The sequence below is a fragment of the Mucilaginibacter ginsenosidivorans genome, from assembly GCF_007971025.1.
In the GTDB taxonomy this organism is placed as follows: Bacteria; Bacteroidota; Bacteroidia; order Sphingobacteriales; family Sphingobacteriaceae; genus Mucilaginibacter; species Mucilaginibacter ginsenosidivorans.
Window position 1 is genome coordinate 167,608 of sequence record NZ_CP042436.1, and the last position, 21,818, is coordinate 189,425.

Below are 21,818 nucleotides of genomic sequence, written 5' to 3' on the forward strand. Positions count from 1 at the left end.
ATAAAATGAATTAATTAGCAGTATGCTTACGGATTAAATGAGGTTTGCTATAAAGCCCGGGTACACACCGATAGCTATCGTAAGTATGGCGGACAGACCAAGTACGAAGGTAAAATAACCGGGTACGGTAAGTTCCTCCCGCTCGCTGCTGCGGAAATACATAGAAATGATAACCCTGAAATAATAGAAGATACTGATGATAGCATTTACCACAGCGAGAATAACCATGGTGGTTTGGTATTGAGACAATGCCCCGGAAAACACAAAGAACTTACCGATAAACCCAGCGGTAAGTGGTATACCCGCCAACGAAAGCATGGAAATGGTCAGCACTAAGGCAAGGAAAGGATTCCGTTTACCCAAACCGTTGAACGCTTCGAAATTATCCGTACCAGCTTGCTGCTGAACCAGGATCAAGGCACCGAAAGCTATAATTGAAGCTATCGAATATGCGGTAGAGTATACAAAAACGGCGTTAGCAGAAGTTGACCCAAGTGCCACAATGGCAAACAGTAAATACCCCGCATGCGAAATACTAGAGAACGCCAGCATCCTTTTGAAGCTTTGCTGGTACAGGGCCGTAATGTTACCTATGAATAATGTAATAATGGTGATCACCAGCAACACCGGCATCCAGAAGTCGGACAGCGGTGCAAAGCAAATAGAGAACAGCCGGAGGAAAGCGGCAAAGGCAGCCGTTTTAGCAACAGTGGACATAAAGGCCGTAATCAGCGTTGGCGATCCTTCATAAACGTCCGGTGTCCAAAAATGGAACGGTGCTGCGCCGACTTTAAAGCACAATCCCACAATGATCAGCATAATACCTACATAGAACATCGGGTCGATCTTTTGCTGGGCCAGAACCCATTTATGTATAACATCCAGGTTAAATGAACCTGAAGCGCCATAGATCAATGCTATACCAAACAGGAGGAAGCCAGTAGAAAATGCTCCCATCAGGAAGTATTTCAGGGCCGCTTCATTGGACGCAAAATCGCTTTTTTTGATACCCGCAAGGATATACAAACTTACCGACATGATCTCGATGCCCACAAAAAGCATTGTCAGGTTGTAATAGGATACCATTACAATAATACCGGCCAGCGAGAACAGGATAATGGCATAATATTCGGCAACATGGCTGCTTATTCTTTCAAAATATTCTTTGGAAAGCAGGAGTATAAATGCCGTAGAAATTACGGTGATTGAGGAAAACGCCACCGAAAAGTTATCGAAACGCATCATACCATGGTATATCGGCAGTGCACTGTTAGTTTTTGTCCATGCAGCTACCGCAAGTGCCAACGCTCCGAGTAATCCTACTATAGTAACCGGCAATAAAGCGTTTTTGGCCTTAAATAAGCCCAGGTACAACACCAATATTGGCAGAACAGATAGTAATATTAAGGTATTCATCCTTCTTTAATTTCTAAATTTAGGGTTTAACAGATCCTAAATGATTGTGTACTGTATTAATTAAATTGTTCACGGCTGCTTCGGACACGTGCAAAACAGGCTGCGGGTAAACACCTATCGCTATTATCAAAACGCAAATTACCCCCAGCACTACTATTTCCGAACCGCTTATATCGGTGAAAGTTGCCGTCAGTGCATTGGTCTGCCCCTGCATTACTGCCTTATACATGCGCAACATATACACAGCGCCAAATATCATTGTCAGGCCTGCAATAGCTGCCATCCAAATGTTATACTGGAACACACTGTTCAGCAACAGGAACTCACCAATAAAACCATTGGTAAGTGGTAAGGCCACCGTGCCGAGTGTTACGATAAGAAAAGCAATGGCAAACTTAGGCGCCACTTTGGCTATACCACCCAACTGATCGAGCTCGCACGTATTCATTTTACGGCTGATGATATCCCATACAATGAATAAACCAACAACGTTGATACCATGATTAAGCATTTGTATCAATGCGCCCTGCAGAGCTTGTGTGGTCCACAAAAATGAGCTTTCCCCTTTGCTGAATGTGAACAACGCAGCAGCTATCAAACCAACGTGCGCAATGGATGAATAAGCCACCAGGCGTTTGCCGTCTTTTTGCTTGAATGCGATAACAGAAGCGTATACAATGCCGATCACCGATAACACAATTGCCATAAATCCCCAATGCTGTACACCAAGTGGCGCTATAGGGATAAGCCAGCGGATAACGCCATAGATACCCATCTTTAGCATGATACCCGAAAGCATCATGGTACCGGCTGACGGCGCTTCCGTATAAGTATCGGGCTGCCAGGTATGGAAAGGGAATATTGGCATCTTTATGGCAAAAGCCAGGAAGAAAGCCCAGAATATCCAGCCCTGGTGGTGAGCATCCAGCTTAAGGTCATAAAAATGCGCTAAGTCATAAGTGGAGGCCGGGTCTTGCATATGTAAGTAGATGATGCCCAACAGCATAAACAACGAACCTGCAAACGTGTAGATAAAGAACTTGATGTTAACTTTTATACGGTTCTCGCCACCCCACATCGCGCAAATAAAATAGATCGGTATCAAAGCGGCCTCCCATCCAACATAGAATAAAAAGCCATCGAGCGCCGTAAATACTGTCAGCAGGCCGGCCTGCATAAATAGTATCAGCGCATAAAACACATGCGCGCTTTTGTATTGATTTTTAAAAGTAGAGAGAATAATAAGAGGCACCAGCAACGTGGTCAATATCACCATGATCATGCTGATACCATCGATACCTGCTGTAAAGTATATCCCGGCTTTGGGTATCCAGGGTGCGCTTATAGAAAATTGCGTAGATGCATCCGGTACAAATTTAGCCAGGAATATACCCGCAACAACCAGTTCGGCTACCGCGAAGGTTAGCGCCGCGTATTTCGCGGCTTCTCCTTTGATGAATAAAACAACAAGTGCTGCAACAACCGGTAAAAAAAGTAAAATACTAACTGTCATTTTTTATCTGTAACGCTTATTGTTATATCTTGACTAAACTGTATACCAGGATGGCAATAATGCCGATAACCATCATGAAAATATAGAACCCAACATTGCCTGCCTGCAACAACCGCAAACCTTTGCTCGATCTTACGGATAATTTACCCAGACCGTTAACAATACCATCGATGGCAAGCAGGTCGACAACCTTATAGAAGAAAACCGATAACCCATCCAATGGCTTCCTTATCAGGAAATCATATATCTCATCTACATAAAATTTATTATACGACAGGCTAACCAATCCGGGACGTTCTTCGCTGTCTGCCGCCGGCACATGATTGTTTTTCACATAACGCATATAGGCATAGATCAGCGCCAGCACCGCACCCGCTACCGAAGCGATCATCAGTGTGATCTCAGTCGACTCCACGGAGCTTGCCTTAGGCAATAATTTTGCCGATTCTTCAAATACCGGCGCAAGCCAGCCTTCGAGCCAATGGTGGCCACCAAGCGTTTCCGGTACACCAATAAAACCACCCACAATAGAAAGCACAGCAAGAACGATCAAGGGAATGGTCATGGTTGGAGGTGATTCATGCAGATGGTGCTCCTGCTCTGCTGTCCCGCGGAACTTACCATAAAAAGTAAGATACAGCATCCTGAACATATAGAACGACGTGAACATTGCTGTAATAACACCTATCACATACATGCCTTTGTTATGCAGGTAAACCTGCCCCAATATTTCATCCTTCGAGAAAAAGCCGGCAAACGGCGGTATGCCCGAAATGGCTATCGTACCGATAAGCATGGTTATGAAGGTGATCTTCAATTTACCCTTCAGGCCGCCCATTTTACGCATGTCCTGTTCGTCACTCATGGCGTGGATAACAGAGCCCGCGCCTAAGAATAACAGCGCTTTAAAGAACGCATGGGTAAGCACGTGGAAGAAAGCGCCTGTGTATGCGCCTACTCCCAAACCTAAAAACATATAGCCTAATTGTGATACCGTTGAGTAAGCCAGCACCTTTTTAATATCTGTTTGCGATACCGCTATCAGCGCTGCGAATGTTGCCGTGGCAAGGCCCACTATGGCGATGATCTCCATTGTCAGCGGCGCAAGTGTAAATAAGATGTTCGAACGGGCCACCATATAAACACCAGCCGTAACCATTGTAGCAGCGTGTATCAGGGCCGACACAGGTGTAGGGCCTGCCATCGCATCGGGCAGCCATGTAAATAATGGCAACTGTGCCGATTTACCCACAGCACCGATAAATAACAAAATAGTGATCAAAGTGAACGGCACACCCTGGGTGGTTGCCGCTTTTGGAAAAATATCGGCGTAAGCAGCGCTCCCGAAATAATTGATCAATACGAATATACCGATAATAAAACCAAGGTCGCCGATACGGTTCATGATGAATGCTTTCTTAGCGGCATCTGCATAAGCAGGGTTAGAGTACCAGAAACCGATAAGCAGGTACGAACAAAGGCCTACGCCCTCCCAACCTATAAACATTACCAGGTAATTGGAGCCCATTACAAGCAAAAGCATGAAGAATACGAACAGGTTGAGATAAGCGAAAAACTTACCAAAACCTTTATCGTGGTGCATATAACCTACCGAATACAAGTGTATCAAAAAACCCACGCCGGTTATGATGAGCATCATCAGCACACTCAGCCTGTCCACCAAAAACGAAAACGAAACTTTAAACGCGCCCAGGTCGAACCAGTTAAATAAATTCACTTCGATACTTCCACCATTGCTTACCTGCATAAATGCGCTGACACTTAAAGCAAATGAAGCTAAGATTACAGCACTGCCGATGAAGCCAATAACGTTTTTAGGCAAAACATTGCGGCCAAGCCCGTTGACCAGGAAACCAGCTAAGGGTAGTATTGGAATAAGCCAGACGTAATTATCCATTTTTTATAATTCTCAGCCTCTTGTCCCCTAAAGGGAAGAAAGCATTTTGTTATTTTTAAATTCATTTCCACCAGGTTCCTCCCCCTTTCAGGGGGCCGGGGGGCTACCACTTCAACCTGTTCAGAACATTGATATCCACCGAATTGGTATTGCGGTAGATCATCACAATGATCGCAAGGCCCACAGCCACTTCGGCCGCTGCCAGCGCCATAATGAAAAACACGAAAACCTGCCCGTTTGGGTCACCATGATAAACCGAAAAAGCAGTAAGTAACAAGTTTACAGCATTAAGCATCAACTCAACCGACATAAAAATGATGATCGCATTTCTGCGGATCAGTACACCTATAACCCCTATCGAAAAAATGATAGCGCTTAAAATGATGTAATGATTGAGTGGTACCGTTTTTACGGCATTAAAAAAACTTTCCATTACGCAGTGGTTTTTTTATCTCGTGTAGCCAGCAGCACCGCGCCTACCATTGCCGAAAGCAGCAGCAGCGACGATATCTCAAATGGCAATAAAAATTCATTAAACAATACTTTCCCAAGGTTTTTTACAAGACCCAGGTCGGGGTTTTTAAGTACAACAGGCTCGGCTATGCCTACCTGCCTTAATGCAGCAATGATGACAAGCATCAGGCATCCGCCCCCTAATACCGCGGCTATCTTCACCATGTTCGATTTAACCGGCTCCGCATCCTTATTGAGATTGATGAGCATCAGCGTATACAGGAACAGTACCAGGATGGCTCCCATGTAAACAATAAAGTTTACGATAGCCAAAAACTGAGCGTTAAGCAATACGTATTGAATGGTGAAGGTGAAGAAGGTTAATATCAGGTAAAGAATACTGTGCACCGGGTTTTTTGCAGATATAACCAGTACTGCGAACAGTATGGACAAAAATGCGATAAAGTAAAATATACTCATTTCTATTATTTACAATATAACCCTGTCCCAAAAGTGAGGCAAAGTTATAAACTTCTTTTATTGATTTAAGGGTGCCTCCACTAATTTATCCTTACCATATATAAAATCCTTTCGCAGGTAATCTGCCGGAACAATATCTCCGTCAAGGTATATCGCTTCTTTCGGGCAGGCTTCTTCGCATAACCCACAGAATATACAGCGTAGCATATTAATCTCGTAAACGGCCGCGTATTTTTCTTCGCGATACAGGTTCTCCTCGCCTGGTTTACGTTCTGCCGAGATCATAGTGATCGCTTCAGCGGGGCATGATAATGCACACAAGCCGCAAGCTGTGCAACGTTCGCGGCCGTGCTCATCACGTTTCAGCGAGTGCATGCCCCGGAAATTTTCGGAAAACTCCCGTTTCTGTTCAGGATAACGAACAGTTACGTCCTTCCTGAAAAAGTGTTTTATCGTGATCGACAAGCCCCGCAGTATCGCGGGCAGATATATTCGCTCCCAAAAGTTAAGGGGCTTTGACTCTATTATTTTCCGCTTACCGGTTAATGATTCCATTCTCTTTGCTCCTTTACTTTATAAAAGTCATCACTATACCCGTTATTACAATATTTGCTATTGCAAGGGGTATCAGCGTCTTCCACCCAAGGTCCATCAACTGGTCATAACGGAAACGCGGCAATGTCCAGCGAACCCACATGAAAAAGAAGATGAAGAAAAATATCTTAATGAAAAGCGCCACTACGCCAAGTATCGTTACCCAGTTTTCGGCCAGGCCAAGATGGTGCATATATGGGAAATTGTACCCGCCGAAATAAAGCGTAGCCATTACCGCCGACGAAATGAACATGTTGATGTATTCGGCAAACAGGTAAAAACCCAGTTTCATGGATGAATATTCGGTATGGTAACCGCCTATCAGCTCAGTCTCGCACTCCGGCAGATCGAACGGCGCACGGTTGGTTTCGGCAAAGGCGCATACGATGAATATCAGGAAACCGAGGGGCTGGTATACAATGTTCCAGTGCCAGCCATGCTGCTGTGCCGCTATTTCCTTAAGGCTCAATGTACCCGTGGTCATCAGTAAAGCGATGATGGATAGGCCCATCGCAATTTCGTAGCTGATATTCTGCGATGCAGCACGGATAGCGCCCAATAATGAATATTTGTTATTGGATGCCCACCCGCCTATCATAATGCCATAAACACCCAGCGACACCACCCCGAAGATATAAAGCACACCTACGTTGATATCGGTTACCTGCAGTGGTATCCTGTGGCCGCCTATAACAAGTGTCTCGCCCCATGGAATAACAGCCGACCCAATACAAGCCGTCATGATAGCCAGCGACGGACCAACAATGAACAGGAACCCGTTCGAGGTGGTTGGTATGATCTCCTCTTTCATGAACATTTTAGCACCGTCGGCCAGCGGCTGTAATATGCCGAATGGCCCGGCACGATTGGGGCCCACCCTGTCCTGCAAAAAAGCAGCTATTTTGCGTTCCGCATAGGTCGAGTACATGGCGATCAGCAGGCTGACCAGGAATATGATCACGATCAGGGCGAATTTTATCAATATATCAGTCGTTCCCATTATAAGCGAGTCTCCCTTTCAAATTGTTCCTTATTTGCTTCCTGCAAAAGCGGGTTGGTTTTTACAACCGGCAGCGGGTGCAGCATTTCGTAATGGTTGGCGCTTTGTACCGACCAGTTAGCCACCTTCCGCGGACCTTCGATAACCCAATCGCTGGTTTTCTTTTTGTCGAAACGGCAGGTATTACAAATAAACTCTTCCACCTCGCCGTAAACGTCCTTACGGGCAGTCACCCGCAATACATCTTCGCCTTTATACCAAAGGGTCACTTTGCCATTACATTTTTCATGATCGCAATCGCGGTGTGCCTCAACCGGCTTGGTAAACCAAACCCGATTTTTAAAGCGGAAGGTCTTATCAGTTAAAGCACCTACCGGGCAAACGTCTATCACGTTTCCCGAAAAGTCATTATCAACTGCTGCCTGGATATAAGTAGATATTTCAGAATGATCGCCACGGTTCAGTATCCCGTGTATGCGGTGGTCAGTTATCTGGTCGGCAGTAAATACACAGCGGTAGCAAAGTATGCAGCGCGTCATGTGTAATTGTATCTTGTCGCCTATATCTATCTTATGGAATGTACGGCGGTCAAACTCGTAACGGGTTTTGGCTGCGCCATGCTCAAAGCCGAGGTTTTGCAGATCGCACTCTCCTGCCTGGTCGCATATCGGGCAATCCAGCGGATGGTTTATCAGCAACATCTCCACTACGCCCTTGCGCGCCTCAATTACCTCAGGCGAAGTGAGGTTTTGTACTTCCATACCATCCATTACGGTAGTACGGCACGATGCTACCAGTTTCGGCATCGGGCGCGGGTCCTTTTCCGAACCCTTGCTTACCTTAACCAAACAGGTTCGGCATTTACCGCCGCTGCCTTGTAACTTGGAATAATAGCACATGGCAGGTGGAACAACATCGCCACCTATCTGCCTTGCAGCATTAAGGATGGATGTTCCGGGTTCTACCTCAACGGGAATGCCGTCTATTGTTACTTTCATTATTAGCCCCCTCTGAATCTCCCCCTGTTGGGGAGACTTTTGGATTTTTGTTTTGATAATAAATATGTCCTTCACAAAGCCCATCGGTTACTACCTGATGGACAAAGTTGGTTAAGCTGCTGTCTCTTCTTTCTTTGGCAACGGATCAGCGTAATGTGCCAGCCCGTAATTCCGTGTTGTTGCTTCAGAAGCATGGGTAACATGCCATTCAAATTCGTCCCTGAAGTGGCGTATGGCGCTGGCTACCGGCCAGGCTGCCGCGTCGCCCAAAGGGCAGATCGTATTTCCTTCTATCTTTTTCGATACGTCAACCAGCAGGTCCATATCGCTCATTTTCCCGTGACCATATTCCAGGCGATGTAATACTTTTTCCATCCATCCTGTTCCTTCGCGGCATGGCGAACATTGCCCGCAGCTTTCATGATGATAGAAACGGGTAAAGTTCCAGGTATTTCTAACTATACACTGATCTTCGTCAAAAGCGATAAAACCACCCGAACCCATCATGGTGCCGCTCACAAATCCGCCATCAGCTAATGATTCATAGCTCATCAGGCGGGGCTCGTTGTTAATCGTTTTTAAAAACAGGTTAGCGGGTACAATCGGAACAGATGAACCACCGGCTACAACAGCTTTCAGGCGTTTGCCGTTGGCTATGCCGCCGCAATATTCATCAGAGTAAAGAAATTCTTCACATGATAAGCCAAGGTCTATCTCATATACACCCGGCTTCTTCACATTGCCTCCGGCTGAGATCAATTTGGTACCCGTACTACGACCGATTCCTATTTTAGCATACTCGTCGCCGCCTTCGTTGATGATCGGCACTACGGCTGCTATCGATTCCACATTATTCACTACCGTCGGGCAGCCATATAATCCGGCAATAGCCGGGAATGGTGGTTTGATGCGCGGGTTACCACGTTTACCTTCAAGCGATTCAAGCAAAGCAGTCTCCTCGCCACATATATAAGCGCCGCCACCGGGCTGAACATAAAGTTCAAGGTCATACCCTGTTCCTAAGATATTCTTGCCCAAAAAACCGGCATTTTTTGCTTCCGCGATAGCTCTTTCAAGGATACGTATCTGCGGCATCATTTCACCGCGAACGTAGATGTAAGATGTATTGGCACCCAGTGCAAAACTGGACACTATCATTCCCTCTATTAGTAAATGGGGAATATAGGTCATTAAAAAACGGTCCTTAAATGTACCCGGCTCCGATTCGTCCGCATTGCAAACCAGGTAACGGGCAACACCTTCAGGTTTAGCCAGGAAACTCCATTTCATACCGGTAGGGAAACCGGCACCGCCGCGGCCACGCAGACCCGACTTCTTCACCTCCTCCACTATAGCATCCGGGGTAAGGGTCTTAAGCGCCTTCTCAACCGAGGCATAACCACCTTTTTTGCGGTAAACATCAAAAGTATTGATGCCGGGTACGTTGATATGTTCTAATAATAATTTGCGTCCCATTGCTATTAAAAGATCTTTTTGGTTATATGATAGTAATTAACATGCCTGATAACGCAGGTGGCAAACGCTGCGATAAGTAGCGGAACCAGTATCACGGGATACTCCTGCAAGTCGCCGCGCTGGTAAGAAACCGCCAGCACGATAACAAATAAGGTATCCGCAATGATGAGACTTGTTCTGCTCATGTTAATGTACCTATGTCGTAATATATTTTCCAGGTGACGTTTTTTAATTGTTCGCCTTTGTTTTCAGATCGCTGATCAACTTATCTACCGATTCATTGGTCAGGTTCTCGTAAAATGTATATTCAGGGCCTATCTGCAATACGGGTCCGAAACCGCAGGCAGCCAGGCACTCAACACCGCGCCAACTGAATAAGCCGTCCGGTGTTACCTCGCCTTCTTTTACGCCAAGCTTTTCTTCAATATGGTCCATTATCTTTTCGGCGCCCACTAAACAGCAGGGGCCGGTACGACAAACCTCCAGTACATATTTGCCTTGGGGGCGCATAAAGTACATGGTGTAAAAAGTAGCTACCTCGTAAACTTCGATAGGCTGTATATCAAGGTATTCGGCCACTTTATCCATTGCAGGGGCGCTAACCCAGCCAAACTCAGCCTGTACCAGGTGCAATATTGGCAACAAGCCCGATTTTTGTTTTCCCTTTGGATAACGGCTTACAATTTCGTCAAATTGTTTTACCAAAGCCGGTGAAAACTCAACCGGAGCGCCTGTATCTTCTACTTTAAGCATCTAATTCCCCGGCTATAATATTTAAACTACTCATGTTAATTATCGCATCTGAAAGCAGCATACCGCGGCTCATAGGCGCATACATCGAATAATTGATGAAGCTTGGCCTGCGGAAGTGCAAGCGGTACGGCGAGCGTCCGCCATCATTTACCAAATAGAACCCAAGTTCCCCGTTTCCGCCTTCAACAGCGTGGTAAACTTCGGTACGGGGTGTATCTATCTCGCCCATTACTATTTTAAAGTGGTAGATAAGCGCCTCCATGTTGTTATATACCTCTTCTTTTGGAGGCAGATAGAATTCAGGAACATCAGCATGGAAAATATCCGACGGCTCCTTCTCTATTTTAGCCAGCGACTGTTCTATCATGCGAAGGCTCTGCCACATCTCGGCGTTACGAACCAGGAAACGGTTGTAAACGTCGCCATTGCTGCCTACGGGAACTTCAAATTCCAGGTCGCCATAAGAACAATAAGGTTCCATTGCTCGTACATCGTAATCCACACCGGTGGCACGTAATATCGGGCCGCTCCAGCTATAGCTTAAGGCGTCTTCAGGAGTAACGGCTGCTACGTCACGGGTACGGTCTATAAATATCCGGTTGCGGGTAAGCAATGCCTCAAACTCTTTCAATACCGGTGGAAAGTCCTTCAAAAACTTACGCAGTTTAGCAAAAGCGATATGGTTGAAATTACGCTCGAAACCGCCTATGCGGCCGATATTGGTTGTTAAGCGCGAGCCGCATATCTCTTCATATATTTCATAAATGGCTTCGCGGTATTCCATCACGTAGAAAAAGCCCGCAGTTGCGCCCGTGTCAACACCCAAAACGCTATTGCATATGAGGTGGTCGGCTATTCGCGCCAGTTCCATAATGATGATACGCATATAATCCACACGCTTAGGTGTCTGTATACCCAGCAGTTTTTCAACTGTCATGTGCCAGCCCATATTGTTTATAGGCGACGAACAATAGTTCATCCTGTCGGTAAGCGGTGTTATCTGGTAAAATGGCCGGTGTTCGGCAATTTTTTCAAATGCGCGGTGTATATAGCCGATGGTTGATACACCGCTCACGATACGCTCGCCATCCAGTTGCAGCACGTTTTGGAACACACCGTGTGTGGCAGGGTGCGTAGGCCCTAAGTTGAGCGTGGAAAGCTCGGTTTGCGGATCATTATCATCCAAAAGCAGATGCGTCTTCATCTTCTGTTATCTTCCAAAAAAGTAATCTCGTTTATCAACACGGTTCGGGTCCTCGAGCGGGTATTCTTTTCTCATCGGGAACACGGTCATGTCGTCTACATTCAATATTCTGCGCAAATCGGGGTGGCCATCAAACACAACACCAAAAAAGTCGTATGTCTCGCGTTCCATCCAGTTAGCGCCGTTCCATAGAACGGTAGCGGTAGGCATATGCACATCGCCATCGGCAACAAATACCTTAATACAAACGCGTACATTGTTTACCAGGCTATGCAGGTGATAGATCACTCCGATAGGTTTTTCCCTTTCGGGATAGTGAATAGCGGTAATATCGGTCAAATAGATAAACTGTAGCTTCGGGTCCGTTTTTAAAAAAGTTAAAAGCTCAATTATCTTTTCCCTGCTGATCTCAAAGGTTAGCAGCCCAAACGGTTCGGAAACTTCCGTAACATCAGCCTCAAATTTGGCTTTAATACTGGTGAGCAGTTCTTCGTTGGTTATTTTACCCATTATTGTATGCCGTATGAAGCTAATAGTTTCTGGTATTCAGGTGTATCCCTCCTGCGCAATGATTCTGTCTGCACCAGTTTTTGTATTTGCATAAAGCCATCGATAACGGCTTCGGGTCGCGGCGGGCATCCCGGGATATATACATCGACAGGGATGATCTCATCAATCCCCTGCAACACCGAATAAGTATCAAATATGCCACCGCTCGAGGCACATGCGCCCATAGCCAGCACCCAGCGGGGCTCGGCCATTTGCAAATATACCTGCCTTAAAACAGGACCCATCTTTTTTGATATCGTGCCCATCACCATCAGCAGGTCGGCCTGGCGGGGAGAAAAACTTAAACGTTCTGCACCAAATCTTGCCAAATCGTAGTGGGGCGACATGGTAGCCATGAATTCGATACCACAGCAGGAAGTAGCAAAGGGAAGCGGCCATAATGAATAAGACCGGGCCAAACCCATTACCTTATCAATTGATGTGGCGAAAAATCCTGCACCTTCTACGCCTGGCGGCGCGTCAACGATTTGAATATCACTCATCTTTTAAAAAATAAAATAATGTCATTTGCTATGCAAATAACCTCACAAATTTACAACAATAAACCTTGTAAAAAATACACCAAGACGTCAGGCCAATGTATTTAGAATCAATCTAAACTTAATCCCAATCCAGGGCGCCCTTTTTTATCACGTAAATAAAGCCCAGTAAAAGCGTGCCCATAAATATGAACATTTCAATCATGCCCTGACGTCCAAGTTCTTTAAAATTAACCGCCCAGGGATACATAAATATTACCTCCACATCAAACAACACGAACAGGATAGCCACCAGGAAATATTTGATAGACATGGGAGTACGGGCATTACCGATCACCTCGATTCCCGACTCGAAAGTGGCCAGTTTATCAGTTGTTTTACGTTTGGGGCCCAGCTTGTGAGTAAAAAACATGGTGGTAACCACAAATCCCACAGCCACTATCATCTGGAATATGATGGGCAAAAAATTTACAGGTAAACTTTGTACTTCCATGGTGCAAATATACTAACGCATAAGTAATAAAAAAGCCCCTTGCGGGGCTTTTAAGATTTTAATCAGGCAAACGTTATTTACTTTTCGCTCCGCCTTTGCGTTTAAAGTACTCCGCAGCCTGCTTATTGGTTGGGTCAAGCTCCTTTGCCTTGGTATAGTTTTCCGCGGCTTTGGCTTGATCCTTTTCTTTAAATTCATAATAGCTGCCCAGGTAATCATAAGCATCGATCAACCCTCTCTTTTCGTCGTCGCTTGGCGTAGCTTTAGCGCTCATTGCTGTTATAAATTGCTCATAATACGGTTTCGCTAAACCTTTTATATTGTTACGGTCACCGTCCTTCAAATCGTTTACACGGGCACGATATAGTATAACTATCGGCGGCGGAGTAGTGGCTTTATGTTGAATATAGCTTAATGCTGAATCCGCTTTATTTAGAACAGTGGTGTCGGGTTTATTTGGATTTACCGAAAAATAATAGCTGATACCTTCTTTCAAATAATCATTCAGGGTAACCTGGCGACCTCCTTTTTCAATAAATACCGCATAAGCGTCGCCAGCTTGGCCATATTTTCTCTTTGACCATAAGGTATTCGCAATTTCACCATAAACATCTGTAGCTGAAGAATCCAGGGTAAGCGCTTTACGCAACGTAGCGATACCTACAGAATCCTGGCCACTAGCGATTTGTATCCGACCATAGTACAAATAGTCGCGTGGGATTAAACGTTTCGGATCAGCTTTAGTCATCCAGGTATTTCCAGCCTGAAGCCCGGCAGGATAATCTTTGTTTTCCGCAGCTGCGTACATTAAATAACGGTACACTCTCAAATTTGTACCCGCTGCTTTAGTAAGGTCAGTTGCTACCTGCTGTAAAGTCTGGTAGTCCCCCGCATTGATCAGGAAGTCGGCATAACGCATTTGCGATTCAACCGAGTTGTCTGTTAAGCTCAAATATTTTTTGTAATGTTCAACAGCCTCTTTGATCTTTTCCGAAGCTTTGGCGGGCACGGTGTGAGCCCAACGATAATCTGTTTCCGCCCATTCGCGGTAAGCCGGACCATAATTAGGATCCTTACTCAGCGCTTGCTTAAACTGCTCTTCTGCGCCGTCAAAGTTATCTGCATATTTCCACAGCACCCCTAATGCTACGTAAGTAGCCGGCGATTGCGGGTCAAGCGTTTGTGCGGTCGAGAAATCAGTATACGCGTCATTACTCTTTAGCAGCAAGCGGTTAGCTTCGCCCCTTGTCATAAATAATTCAGGATCCGTTGGTGCCGGTTCGGCATGTTTATCTTTTTTTGATTTTTCAGCACTCGCAACGGCCCCTTTGTTTAATACGTCGAGCGCAGCAGTTGCTTCAGCGGGCGTTACTTTCCCGTTTTGGTCGGGTAGTAAATAACCTTTAGCTATATATACATAAGGTTTACTGTCTTTACCGGCAAGTGCGATGGCCTGGGAAAAGTCGGACGACGCCGTCGACTGATCCTTATCCAGGCGGGCCACTGTGCCCAAACCTGCGTAATTAAGCGCCGATTTAGGATTGATGTTCAATCCTTTCTGAAAAAATGCTTTTGCTGAATCGGGATAGTCCTGTTTCAGATATACCCAACCCAGGTAAAAATAGTTCTCGTCCTTGGTCGGCTCTGTAACCGTCAGGTTCTTCAGCATCGATTTTGCCTTCTGATACTGTTCAGCGCCGATCGCTTTCTTTGCATCAGCAAGGCTTTGGGCAAAAACTGATGAGCCTGTGAATAACAAGCCTAACCCGGCTACTGCTATTTTTTTGATAATCTTCATCGTAGTTTGTTTTTCTAAAATTGAACTAAACAATAATATATATTGATATTCAAAATCGTTTAAAGTTTAGTTCAGAATGTAATCGCTATATAATATTTAAAGTTTGTTATTGTGTATGCTTATTTCCCGCTCTGGCAATATTGCGGGCAAAAGACCCGATCTCAATATAATCCGCTGGCCCTTATCGCCGGCTATAAAAAGCTCAAGGCCCATGCCCAGGCCTTTTCTGCCTGTGCAATTAACAACATATAAACTACGCTGTAACGGGTATTGTTTTAAAAATAAAGTTGTTTGCGATGGCTTGTAATATTGATTTGGCGTTTTACTATTCTCATCCTTTACGGCAAGTGTTCTTACTTTTTTTGCGGCATCGGCATAATCTGCATCCGGGTCGTCCAGCCAGCTAAAGCCGGTTATCCCTATAGCCCCCGGGTTCTTACTAACGTATTCTATTACCTCTTTATTTGATTTTAAGGCATATATATTTTTTCGTTTAAACTCGGATTGACTGGAGAAATCTTTCAGGTAGCGCACCAGGCTTGAATTTGGATTATCAAAAACGATATCACGATCGGTCTTTGCTTCACCGCGCAACATCCTCTTTATCTCATCGACCGATGTTGCGGTATCAGCCGAAGCCTGGTTAACAATGATGGCAATAGCATCACTTGCAAACTTTGTAGTTACTGTAGGCAAATTATGCTGTGTTAAAACATTTTTTTCCTCTGTTGTCAAATCTCTGGACAACAGCGCAAACCTTACGCTATCTGCAAGCAATAATTTTACCGCGTCATTCTCCGCCTTGTATATCGGGGTAGGGTTGGCTTCCGGATTATCGTTTTTGAAAACATACAGTTCCTGGTCGACAATCGGCTCAAACGAATCATCAGAAACGAACTTCAATGACCCCGACGTATAAGTGTCATTATAATTTTTGGCAGGTGTAGCTCTTCTACAAGCGTTAAGTGCCAATAAAAAAACAGCTCCAAATAATATCAGGATCAAATTACTCCTCATCCGGTTCCACTTTAAAAAAACGTAAAAAACGTATCAGGCTGTAAATTAAAAGTAAGGATGCTAATGTTATCCTTTCCCCAGCCGGCATATTCAGCATGTTGATCAATTTCCCCCAAACCAGTATCATCAGACCCAGGGTAAAACAGGCTATAAATGTAAGTAAGCCTAAAATAAACAGAAACCGCTTTTGGGGCGATTTCTGTTTAAATGTAAATTTATAAGGCATTGATCTTATTGATCTTCTTGCTGTAATGTAAAGCTGATCGGTACGTTGTACTGCACACGAACAGGGCGACCATTTTGAATCCCAGGTCTCCATTTTGGGGCGTTTTGCAACACACGTACAGCTTCCTGGTCGCAACCACTGCCGATACCACGTATTACTTTTACATCGGTAAGCGAGCCGTCTTTCTCAACAACAAACTGCATAAACACCTTTCCCTGTACGTTGTTTTCCTTGGCAACGGCTGGGTAACGAATGTTATTACCAAGATATTTGTAGAACGCTGCCATACCATTGACTGGTGTCGGCTCCTGTTCCACAGCGGTAAATATCTTATTCGGGTCCTCCTCGGTGACCTGTTTCACATCGGAGTTACCTACCGGCTCATCGATCTTAATGTCCGCATTAGGGTCGCCTTTTATATTTTTCTGGCCCGGGTCAGCAACCTCAAGCTCTTTTACCGTCGGCGGTTGTTCCTTAACCTCGTTGTCAGGTTTTACCACCGGAGGTGGAAACTTTACCTGGTCAACCTTGGGCTTTGGCGGCTCGGGTGGTGGTGGAGGTGGTTTTTGTTTATTTACCGGGGGTGGTGGCTGAAGCACCACAGGAACGATCTTCACTTTCTCCTCCTTTTTGGGTATGAAACCCGCAATGAGGTTGATAATTGTTGGCAATGAAATAACAAAAACAAACGACAGCACGCCTATTAAAAGAGCTTTGCTGGTGTTACTACCATTTTGCTTCCTTAAATCGTAAGCGCCGTAATTTTTGTTTCTGTCAGTAAAGACAACATCTATCCATTCCTGCTTTAAAATATCTAATTTTTGTCCTAACATGTTTTAAAGCTTTAATTTTAAACGTTAATTATAATTTTTTAGTACAGACCGTCTTTTTTCAACAAGTCGATCTCCACCGGAGTAATATCTACTACGCCGTAGCTTTTTATACCTGCAATATTGATCTCATCAAGCATGTTCACAAAATCCTTGTAAGTGGATTTATCACTGGGCTTTACCAATACTATCATATAGTTATCCGGTCCCTGGTGCGTTTCCTCGATCTTTTTGTTTTGCTCGATCAATGTTTTACGGATACCGTCTTTTCCGAAATTATCAACCGTAGGGGCCGATTTTCCCGGGGCGCCGATATACCATTCCATTTTATTATTTGTTCCTAACAGAACGGTCATTGTCCTGGTTTCCGGAACAGGTAACTGCACATCTTTCTTGCTTTTATCGGGCATAAACATGTCCATCGCCTTTGGCTTAGCCAATGTGGTGGTCATGATAAAGAATGTGATCAGCAGGAAAGCCAAGTCAACCATTGCCGTAAGGTCAATACGTGTAGAAGCTTTCTTGCTTCTAATCTTTCCGCCTTTATGTTTACCGCCCCCGGAGGTATCTAATTCTGCCATGTCTATTTACCTTTTAGCGATGTGATTAAACTAAATTTGTTAATATTCTGCCGTTGTAAAACGTCGACTACTTTTTTATAAGCAGGGTACTCGTCCTTTGCATTACCCTTGATAGCAAAGCGCAACTCCTGGTTCTTCAAGTTACGGGTTACTATACGTGCCTGGTATATCCATGTAGATAATTCGTTGTTTGCCGTACTATCCACCGGGATACCGGGAGAGGGAAAGGTTTTACGCTGTTCCTCGTCTAAACCAATAAATTGCTTTAATTGGTTCATTGGCACGCCGAAAGTAGGGATCACCGAGAAGCGCTGCTCTTCTTCGGGGGTAAAAGAGATTTTATACTGCTTACCCATTTCCTCCAATAACGCTTTGCGAATATCTGTACCTTCGATACCGAAGAACACTTTACCCTGGCCGACGGTGAGTGTAGAAAGGTTGTCATCAGGCACAACCTGTGTAACAGTTGAAGCAGGTACATCCACGTGCAGCGGATCTTCCGTCCTCAATTTTGCTGTTAATATGAAAAAGGTAAGCAAAAGGAAGGCTACGTCGCACATAGCCGTCATATCCATTGCCGTGCTTTTCCTGGGAACTTTTATCCTCGCCATGATTTGAAAAATTTAAAAAATAAATTAGTGTTTAATTGATTCTGAACATCTCCGTTTAGGTTATCCTAATAACGGAAAAATGAGCACTAAAGTATTTTTATCTTTTTGCTGCGTGTGAAGCGCCAAATGTTTGTACAATGCTGAAACCGGTCTCGTCGATAGCGTAGGTCAGCTTATCAATTTTTGATGTAAAGAAGTTGTACAAAATGATTGATGAAGCTGATGTCGAAATACCCAAAGCGGTATTGATCAACGCTTCAGAGATACTGGTTGACAGTTCGGAAGTATTCGGAGCGCCCGATGCTGCCAGTGTAGCGAAGGCCTTGATCATACCCAATACAGTACCTAACAGACCGAACAATGTACCGATAGATACCAGTGTCGCGATAATCGTAAGGTTTTGCTCAAGCATAGGCATTTCCAAAGCTGTTGCTTCTTCAATTTCTTTTTGGATAGCCAAAGTTTTCTGATCAACGGTCAGGTGATCATCAACTTCCATTTCACGGTATTTTTTCAGACCGGCTTTGATCACGTTGGCAACTGAACCTTTTTGTTTGTCGCATTCAGCGTTTGCGCCGTCGATGTTACCTGCATTAAGCAAAGAAGTGATCTTACGTACGAAGGTATCTACACTGCCTGTGCCGGCTGCCTTGCTGATAACGATAGCCCGCTCGATAGAGAAAACGATTACCATCAAAACGAATGACATGATGACAGGAACCAGGTAGCCCCCTCTGTGTACTGTACCGAAAACGTCCATTTTTTGCGCATGCTCTACGTCACCTCCTGCGTAGTGGCTCGGATCGCCCAGGATAAAGACGAAAATTGCAATACCGACAAGGAGACAGATAGGGATCGCTAATAAAGCGAACATACTTGATGCTCCGGAGCTTTCTTTCTTTACTGGAGTAGTTGGTTTTGTTGGTGCGGTTGCCATTACTTTTAGTTTTTTGTTTAGTTTTTGTTTATAATAATGTTAATTAATGTGCTGTGCGAAAAGCGGATAACAAAATTAGAATTTTAATGATATAAAAAAACTTTTTATGTTATTCTTTATAATTATTTAATGCAAAAGTTGGTTTTCGCTTATAAAGCGTAAATGTACCAACGTTATAAAACAAAAAAATTGCCTTTCCTACAGACAATTTTTTACAATGAAAAATAAATTTTTCTTAAATCGCAAGCAATAACCAATAAAAAAACCAATTAAAACTGTAACTACACTGATACACAAACGGCCGGCCCGGCGCTAATTACCTGTGTGTCACAGTGGCTGGCATACTTTTCAAAGTTCCTGGCAAACTCATTGGCCAGGTAACATGCTTTGTCATCGTATGCGTCGCTATCGGCCCAGGTATTACGCGGATTTAGTATGTGCTCGGGCACACCGGGACAACTGGCCGGCATCTGCAGGTTAAACTGCGGGTGCTCGTTATAATGCACGCTCTCAAGTTCCCCGTTTATTGCTGCGGTTATCATTGCCCGGGTATATTTAAGTTTCATCCGTTTGCCTGTACCATACGAGCCACCAGTCCAGCCGGTGTTAATGAGCCAAACGTTAACTTTATGTTGCTCCAGTTTCCTGCCAAGCAGGCTGGCATAGGTAACGGGATTCAATGGTAAAAAAGCCTCGCCAAAACATGGCGAAAATGTGGCCTTTGGTTCGGATATCCCCGTTTCAGTACCTGCAACTTTGGCCGTATAACCCGATATGAAATAATACATCGCCTGGGCATTTGTCAGTTTAGCTATGGGCGGCAGAATACCAAATGCATCGGCCGTAAGCAGAAAGATATTTTTTGGCGACGACCCAAGCGACGGCGTCACGGCGTTTTCAACGGCATATAAAGGGTAAGCAACACGGGTGTTCTCCGTCTTATCGATATCAGCGAAATTGACTGCGCGCGTGCCGGGTATAAAATTTATGTTCTCCAGCAGCGCACCAAACTTAATAGCGTTATATATCTGCGGCTCCTTTTCGCGGGTAAGCCCGACACATTTGGCATAACAGCCGCCTTCTATATTAAATACGGTATAGTCGCTCCACCCGTGCTCATCATCGCCAATAAGGCTGCGTTCCGGATCGGCTGAAAGGGTGGTTTTTCCCGTACCTGACAATCCAAAAAATATTGCGGTATCGCCCCTGGCCCCCACATTGGCCGAACAATGCATGGAAAGCACCTTCTTGTCGTGGGGAAGAATGAAGTTGAGCACCGAAAATATGCCTTTCTTTATTTCGCCTGTATAGCCGGTGCCACCTATCAATATTATCTTCCGGCTGAAATTGATAATGGAAAAATTATGCTGCCGGGTACCGTCTGTTGCAGGATCGGCTTTGAAACCCGGTGCTGCGATAACTGTCCATTCAGGACTACCTGAAGGATCGATCACATCGGGCCGCCTGAATAAGTGATGCGCGAAAAGATTCTGGTATGCAGTTTCGGTAACAACCCGGATATCCATATGGTATTTCTCATTGGCGCATACCGATGAGTCGCGTACAAATATGTCACGTTCAGCAAGATAGTCCGACACCTTATTATATAAAGCGTCAAATTTTTCGTCGCTAAAGGGTATATTGATATCCCCCCACCATACAGCTCCGTGTGTTATAGTATCATCTACGATGAACCTGTCCTTCGGCGACCGGCCCGTAAACTCACCTGTATCAACGGCCAGTGCGCCGTTTTCGGCAAGCACTCCTTCATTTCTTTTTAATGCCTCTTCGACCAACCGGGCCGGCGATAATTGAAAAAAAACATTCTTCGCCCGATCCAGGCGCAAGTATGCCAGATCAGGTGTTCTGTTAGTAACACTTCTCATTTGAATAATTTGCTTTTTAAGGTAACGAACCCGCCATGAGCATTGCTGTCATTTTTGTTTAAGCCACATCGGTTTCATTAAATCGGTTAAATTGGTTGGTGCAAAAATCCGACTTTAAAGCAAGCGAAACAAGAAAATTTTAATAATTTTTTTACAATATGTAAAAAATACACTATAGTTAATTAATTGTATTACAATATTTTAAGTTAGTGTATGGAAAAATATTTTTACACTAACCTCCGGCTTTTTTTACCTTGTATCCATCAGCCTGGAGCAGGGTTAGCACCCTGTCGCGAAAGTCGCCCTGTATCAAAATTTCCCCATTTTTAACCGATCCGCCCACCCCGCATTTTGTTTTGAGCATTTTTCCAATGGTCTCGAGGTCGGCGTCCTTCCCTACAAAATCGGTAATGCGGGTAACTACTTTTCCACCGCCTTTGCGATCGAGATATATTTTTAGGTTCTGCTGTTGCGGCGGCGGCGTCGAAGCTGCATAGCCCGTATCACCATTATATTGATACTCCGGGTCGGTTGAGAAAACGATGCCCGAAAAATCGTTGAATTTCTTTTTACTGGTCATTGGTT

Annotated in this window: 23 protein-coding genes; all 23 read right to left on the reverse strand. The window is 44.7% G+C overall.

Features of this window, described 5'->3' with window-relative positions; translation table 11 throughout:
• Window positions 1-33: 33 nt before the first annotated feature.
• The gene (locus tag FRZ54_RS00735; protein ID WP_147029744.1) at window positions 34-1,416 is read right to left on the reverse strand and encodes an NADH-quinone oxidoreductase subunit N; all 1,383 of its coding nucleotides are present in this window, start codon (window positions 1,414-1,416) and stop codon (window positions 34-36) included.
• A gap of 19 nt (window positions 1,417-1,435) precedes the next feature.
• Window positions 1,436-2,929 carry a complex I subunit 4 family protein gene (locus FRZ54_RS00740; protein WP_147029745.1) on the reverse strand — a complete coding sequence of 498 codons (1,494 nt, stop codon included), beginning with the start codon at window positions 2,927-2,929 and terminating at the stop codon, window positions 1,436-1,438.
• 22 nt (window positions 2,930-2,951) lie between these two features.
• Complete coding sequence (gene nuoL, locus FRZ54_RS00745) at window positions 2,952-4,847, reverse strand: NADH-quinone oxidoreductase subunit L (protein WP_147029746.1); 1,896 nt, start codon at window positions 4,845-4,847, stop codon at window positions 2,952-2,954.
• A 103-nt stretch (window positions 4,848-4,950) separates the two neighbouring features.
• Window positions 4,951-5,280: an NADH-quinone oxidoreductase subunit NuoK gene (gene nuoK, locus FRZ54_RS00750; protein WP_147029747.1), complete on the reverse strand. Its 330-nt coding sequence runs from the start codon at window positions 5,278-5,280 to the stop codon at window positions 4,951-4,953.
• Window positions 5,280-5,780 (reverse strand): NADH-quinone oxidoreductase subunit J family protein, encoded by a 501-nt coding sequence (locus FRZ54_RS00755; protein ID WP_147029748.1) that lies wholly within the window; start codon window positions 5,778-5,780, stop codon window positions 5,280-5,282. The genes nuoK and FRZ54_RS00755 overlap by 1 nt, the downstream gene beginning before the upstream one ends.
• A 57-nt stretch (window positions 5,781-5,837) precedes the next feature.
• Window positions 5,838-6,335 carry a NuoI/complex I 23 kDa subunit family protein gene (locus tag FRZ54_RS00760; RefSeq protein ID WP_147029749.1) on the reverse strand — a complete coding sequence of 166 codons (498 nt, stop codon included), beginning with the start codon at window positions 6,333-6,335 and terminating at the stop codon, window positions 5,838-5,840.
• Between the two features lie 13 nt (window positions 6,336-6,348).
• Window positions 6,349-7,374, reverse strand: coding sequence for an NADH-quinone oxidoreductase subunit NuoH (gene nuoH / locus FRZ54_RS00765; RefSeq protein ID WP_147029750.1), 1,026 nt, complete (start codon window positions 7,372-7,374; stop codon window positions 6,349-6,351).
• Window positions 7,374-8,372 (reverse strand): 2Fe-2S iron-sulfur cluster-binding protein, encoded by a 999-nt coding sequence (locus FRZ54_RS00770; protein WP_147029751.1) that lies wholly within the window; start codon window positions 8,370-8,372, stop codon window positions 7,374-7,376. Before FRZ54_RS00770 ends, nuoH begins: the two co-directional genes overlap by 1 nt.
• A 111-nt stretch (window positions 8,373-8,483) precedes the next feature.
• Window positions 8,484-9,848, reverse strand: a complete 1,365-nt coding sequence (gene nuoF, locus FRZ54_RS00775) for an NADH-quinone oxidoreductase subunit NuoF (protein WP_147029752.1) — start codon at window positions 9,846-9,848, stop codon at window positions 8,484-8,486.
• A 5-nt stretch (window positions 9,849-9,853) separates the two neighbouring features.
• Complete coding sequence (locus FRZ54_RS00780) at window positions 9,854-10,033, reverse strand: hypothetical protein (protein WP_147029753.1); 180 nt, start codon at window positions 10,031-10,033, stop codon at window positions 9,854-9,856.
• 43 nt (window positions 10,034-10,076) lie between these two features.
• Window positions 10,077-10,601 (reverse strand): NADH-quinone oxidoreductase subunit NuoE family protein, encoded by a 525-nt coding sequence (locus FRZ54_RS00785; protein ID WP_147029754.1) that lies wholly within the window; start codon window positions 10,599-10,601, stop codon window positions 10,077-10,079.
• Window positions 10,594-11,805: an NADH-quinone oxidoreductase subunit D gene (locus FRZ54_RS00790; RefSeq protein ID WP_147029755.1), complete on the reverse strand. Its 1,212-nt coding sequence runs from the start codon at window positions 11,803-11,805 to the stop codon at window positions 10,594-10,596. The genes FRZ54_RS00785 and FRZ54_RS00790 overlap by 8 nt, the downstream gene beginning before the upstream one ends.
• Window positions 11,806-11,811: 6 nt before the next feature.
• On the reverse strand, window positions 11,812-12,315 hold the full coding sequence (locus FRZ54_RS00795; RefSeq protein ID WP_147029756.1) for an NADH-quinone oxidoreductase subunit C: 504 nt from the start codon (window positions 12,313-12,315) through the stop codon (window positions 11,812-11,814).
• Window positions 12,315-12,857 (reverse strand): NADH-quinone oxidoreductase subunit B, encoded by a 543-nt coding sequence (locus FRZ54_RS00800; protein ID WP_147029757.1) that lies wholly within the window; start codon window positions 12,855-12,857, stop codon window positions 12,315-12,317. Before FRZ54_RS00800 ends, FRZ54_RS00795 begins: the two co-directional genes overlap by 1 nt.
• A 118-nt stretch (window positions 12,858-12,975) precedes the next feature.
• Window positions 12,976-13,347: an NADH-quinone oxidoreductase subunit A gene (locus tag FRZ54_RS00805; protein ID WP_147029758.1), complete on the reverse strand. Its 372-nt coding sequence runs from the start codon at window positions 13,345-13,347 to the stop codon at window positions 12,976-12,978.
• Between the two features lie 73 nt (window positions 13,348-13,420).
• The gene (locus FRZ54_RS00810) at window positions 13,421-15,145 is read right to left on the reverse strand and encodes a tetratricopeptide repeat protein (protein ID WP_147029759.1); all 1,725 of its coding nucleotides are present in this window, start codon (window positions 15,143-15,145) and stop codon (window positions 13,421-13,423) included.
• Window positions 15,146-15,241: 96 nt separating this feature from the next.
• Complete coding sequence (locus FRZ54_RS00815) at window positions 15,242-16,162, reverse strand: PstS family phosphate ABC transporter substrate-binding protein (protein WP_147029760.1); 921 nt, start codon at window positions 16,160-16,162, stop codon at window positions 15,242-15,244.
• 231 nt (window positions 16,163-16,393) lie between these two features.
• On the reverse strand, window positions 16,394-17,221 hold the full coding sequence (locus tag FRZ54_RS00825) for an energy transducer TonB (protein ID WP_147029762.1): 828 nt from the start codon (window positions 17,219-17,221) through the stop codon (window positions 16,394-16,396).
• A gap of 38 nt (window positions 17,222-17,259) precedes the next feature.
• Window positions 17,260-17,799, reverse strand: a complete 540-nt coding sequence (locus FRZ54_RS00830; protein WP_147029763.1) for an ExbD/TolR family protein — start codon at window positions 17,797-17,799, stop codon at window positions 17,260-17,262.
• Window positions 17,800-17,801: 2 nt separating this feature from the next.
• Window positions 17,802-18,410: an ExbD/TolR family protein gene (locus tag FRZ54_RS00835; RefSeq protein WP_147029764.1), complete on the reverse strand. Its 609-nt coding sequence runs from the start codon at window positions 18,408-18,410 to the stop codon at window positions 17,802-17,804.
• Between the two features lie 97 nt (window positions 18,411-18,507).
• Window positions 18,508-19,347 (reverse strand): MotA/TolQ/ExbB proton channel family protein, encoded by an 840-nt coding sequence (locus FRZ54_RS00840; RefSeq protein WP_147029765.1) that lies wholly within the window; start codon window positions 19,345-19,347, stop codon window positions 18,508-18,510.
• Window positions 19,348-19,628: 281 nt separating this feature from the next.
• Window positions 19,629-21,233, reverse strand: a complete 1,605-nt coding sequence (gene pckA, locus FRZ54_RS00845) for a phosphoenolpyruvate carboxykinase (ATP) (protein WP_147029766.1) — start codon at window positions 21,231-21,233, stop codon at window positions 19,629-19,631.
• Between the two features lie 232 nt (window positions 21,234-21,465).
• Complete coding sequence (locus FRZ54_RS00850) at window positions 21,466-21,813, reverse strand: translation initiation factor (protein ID WP_147029767.1); 348 nt, start codon at window positions 21,811-21,813, stop codon at window positions 21,466-21,468.
• Between the last annotated feature and the right edge of the window lie 5 nt (window positions 21,814-21,818).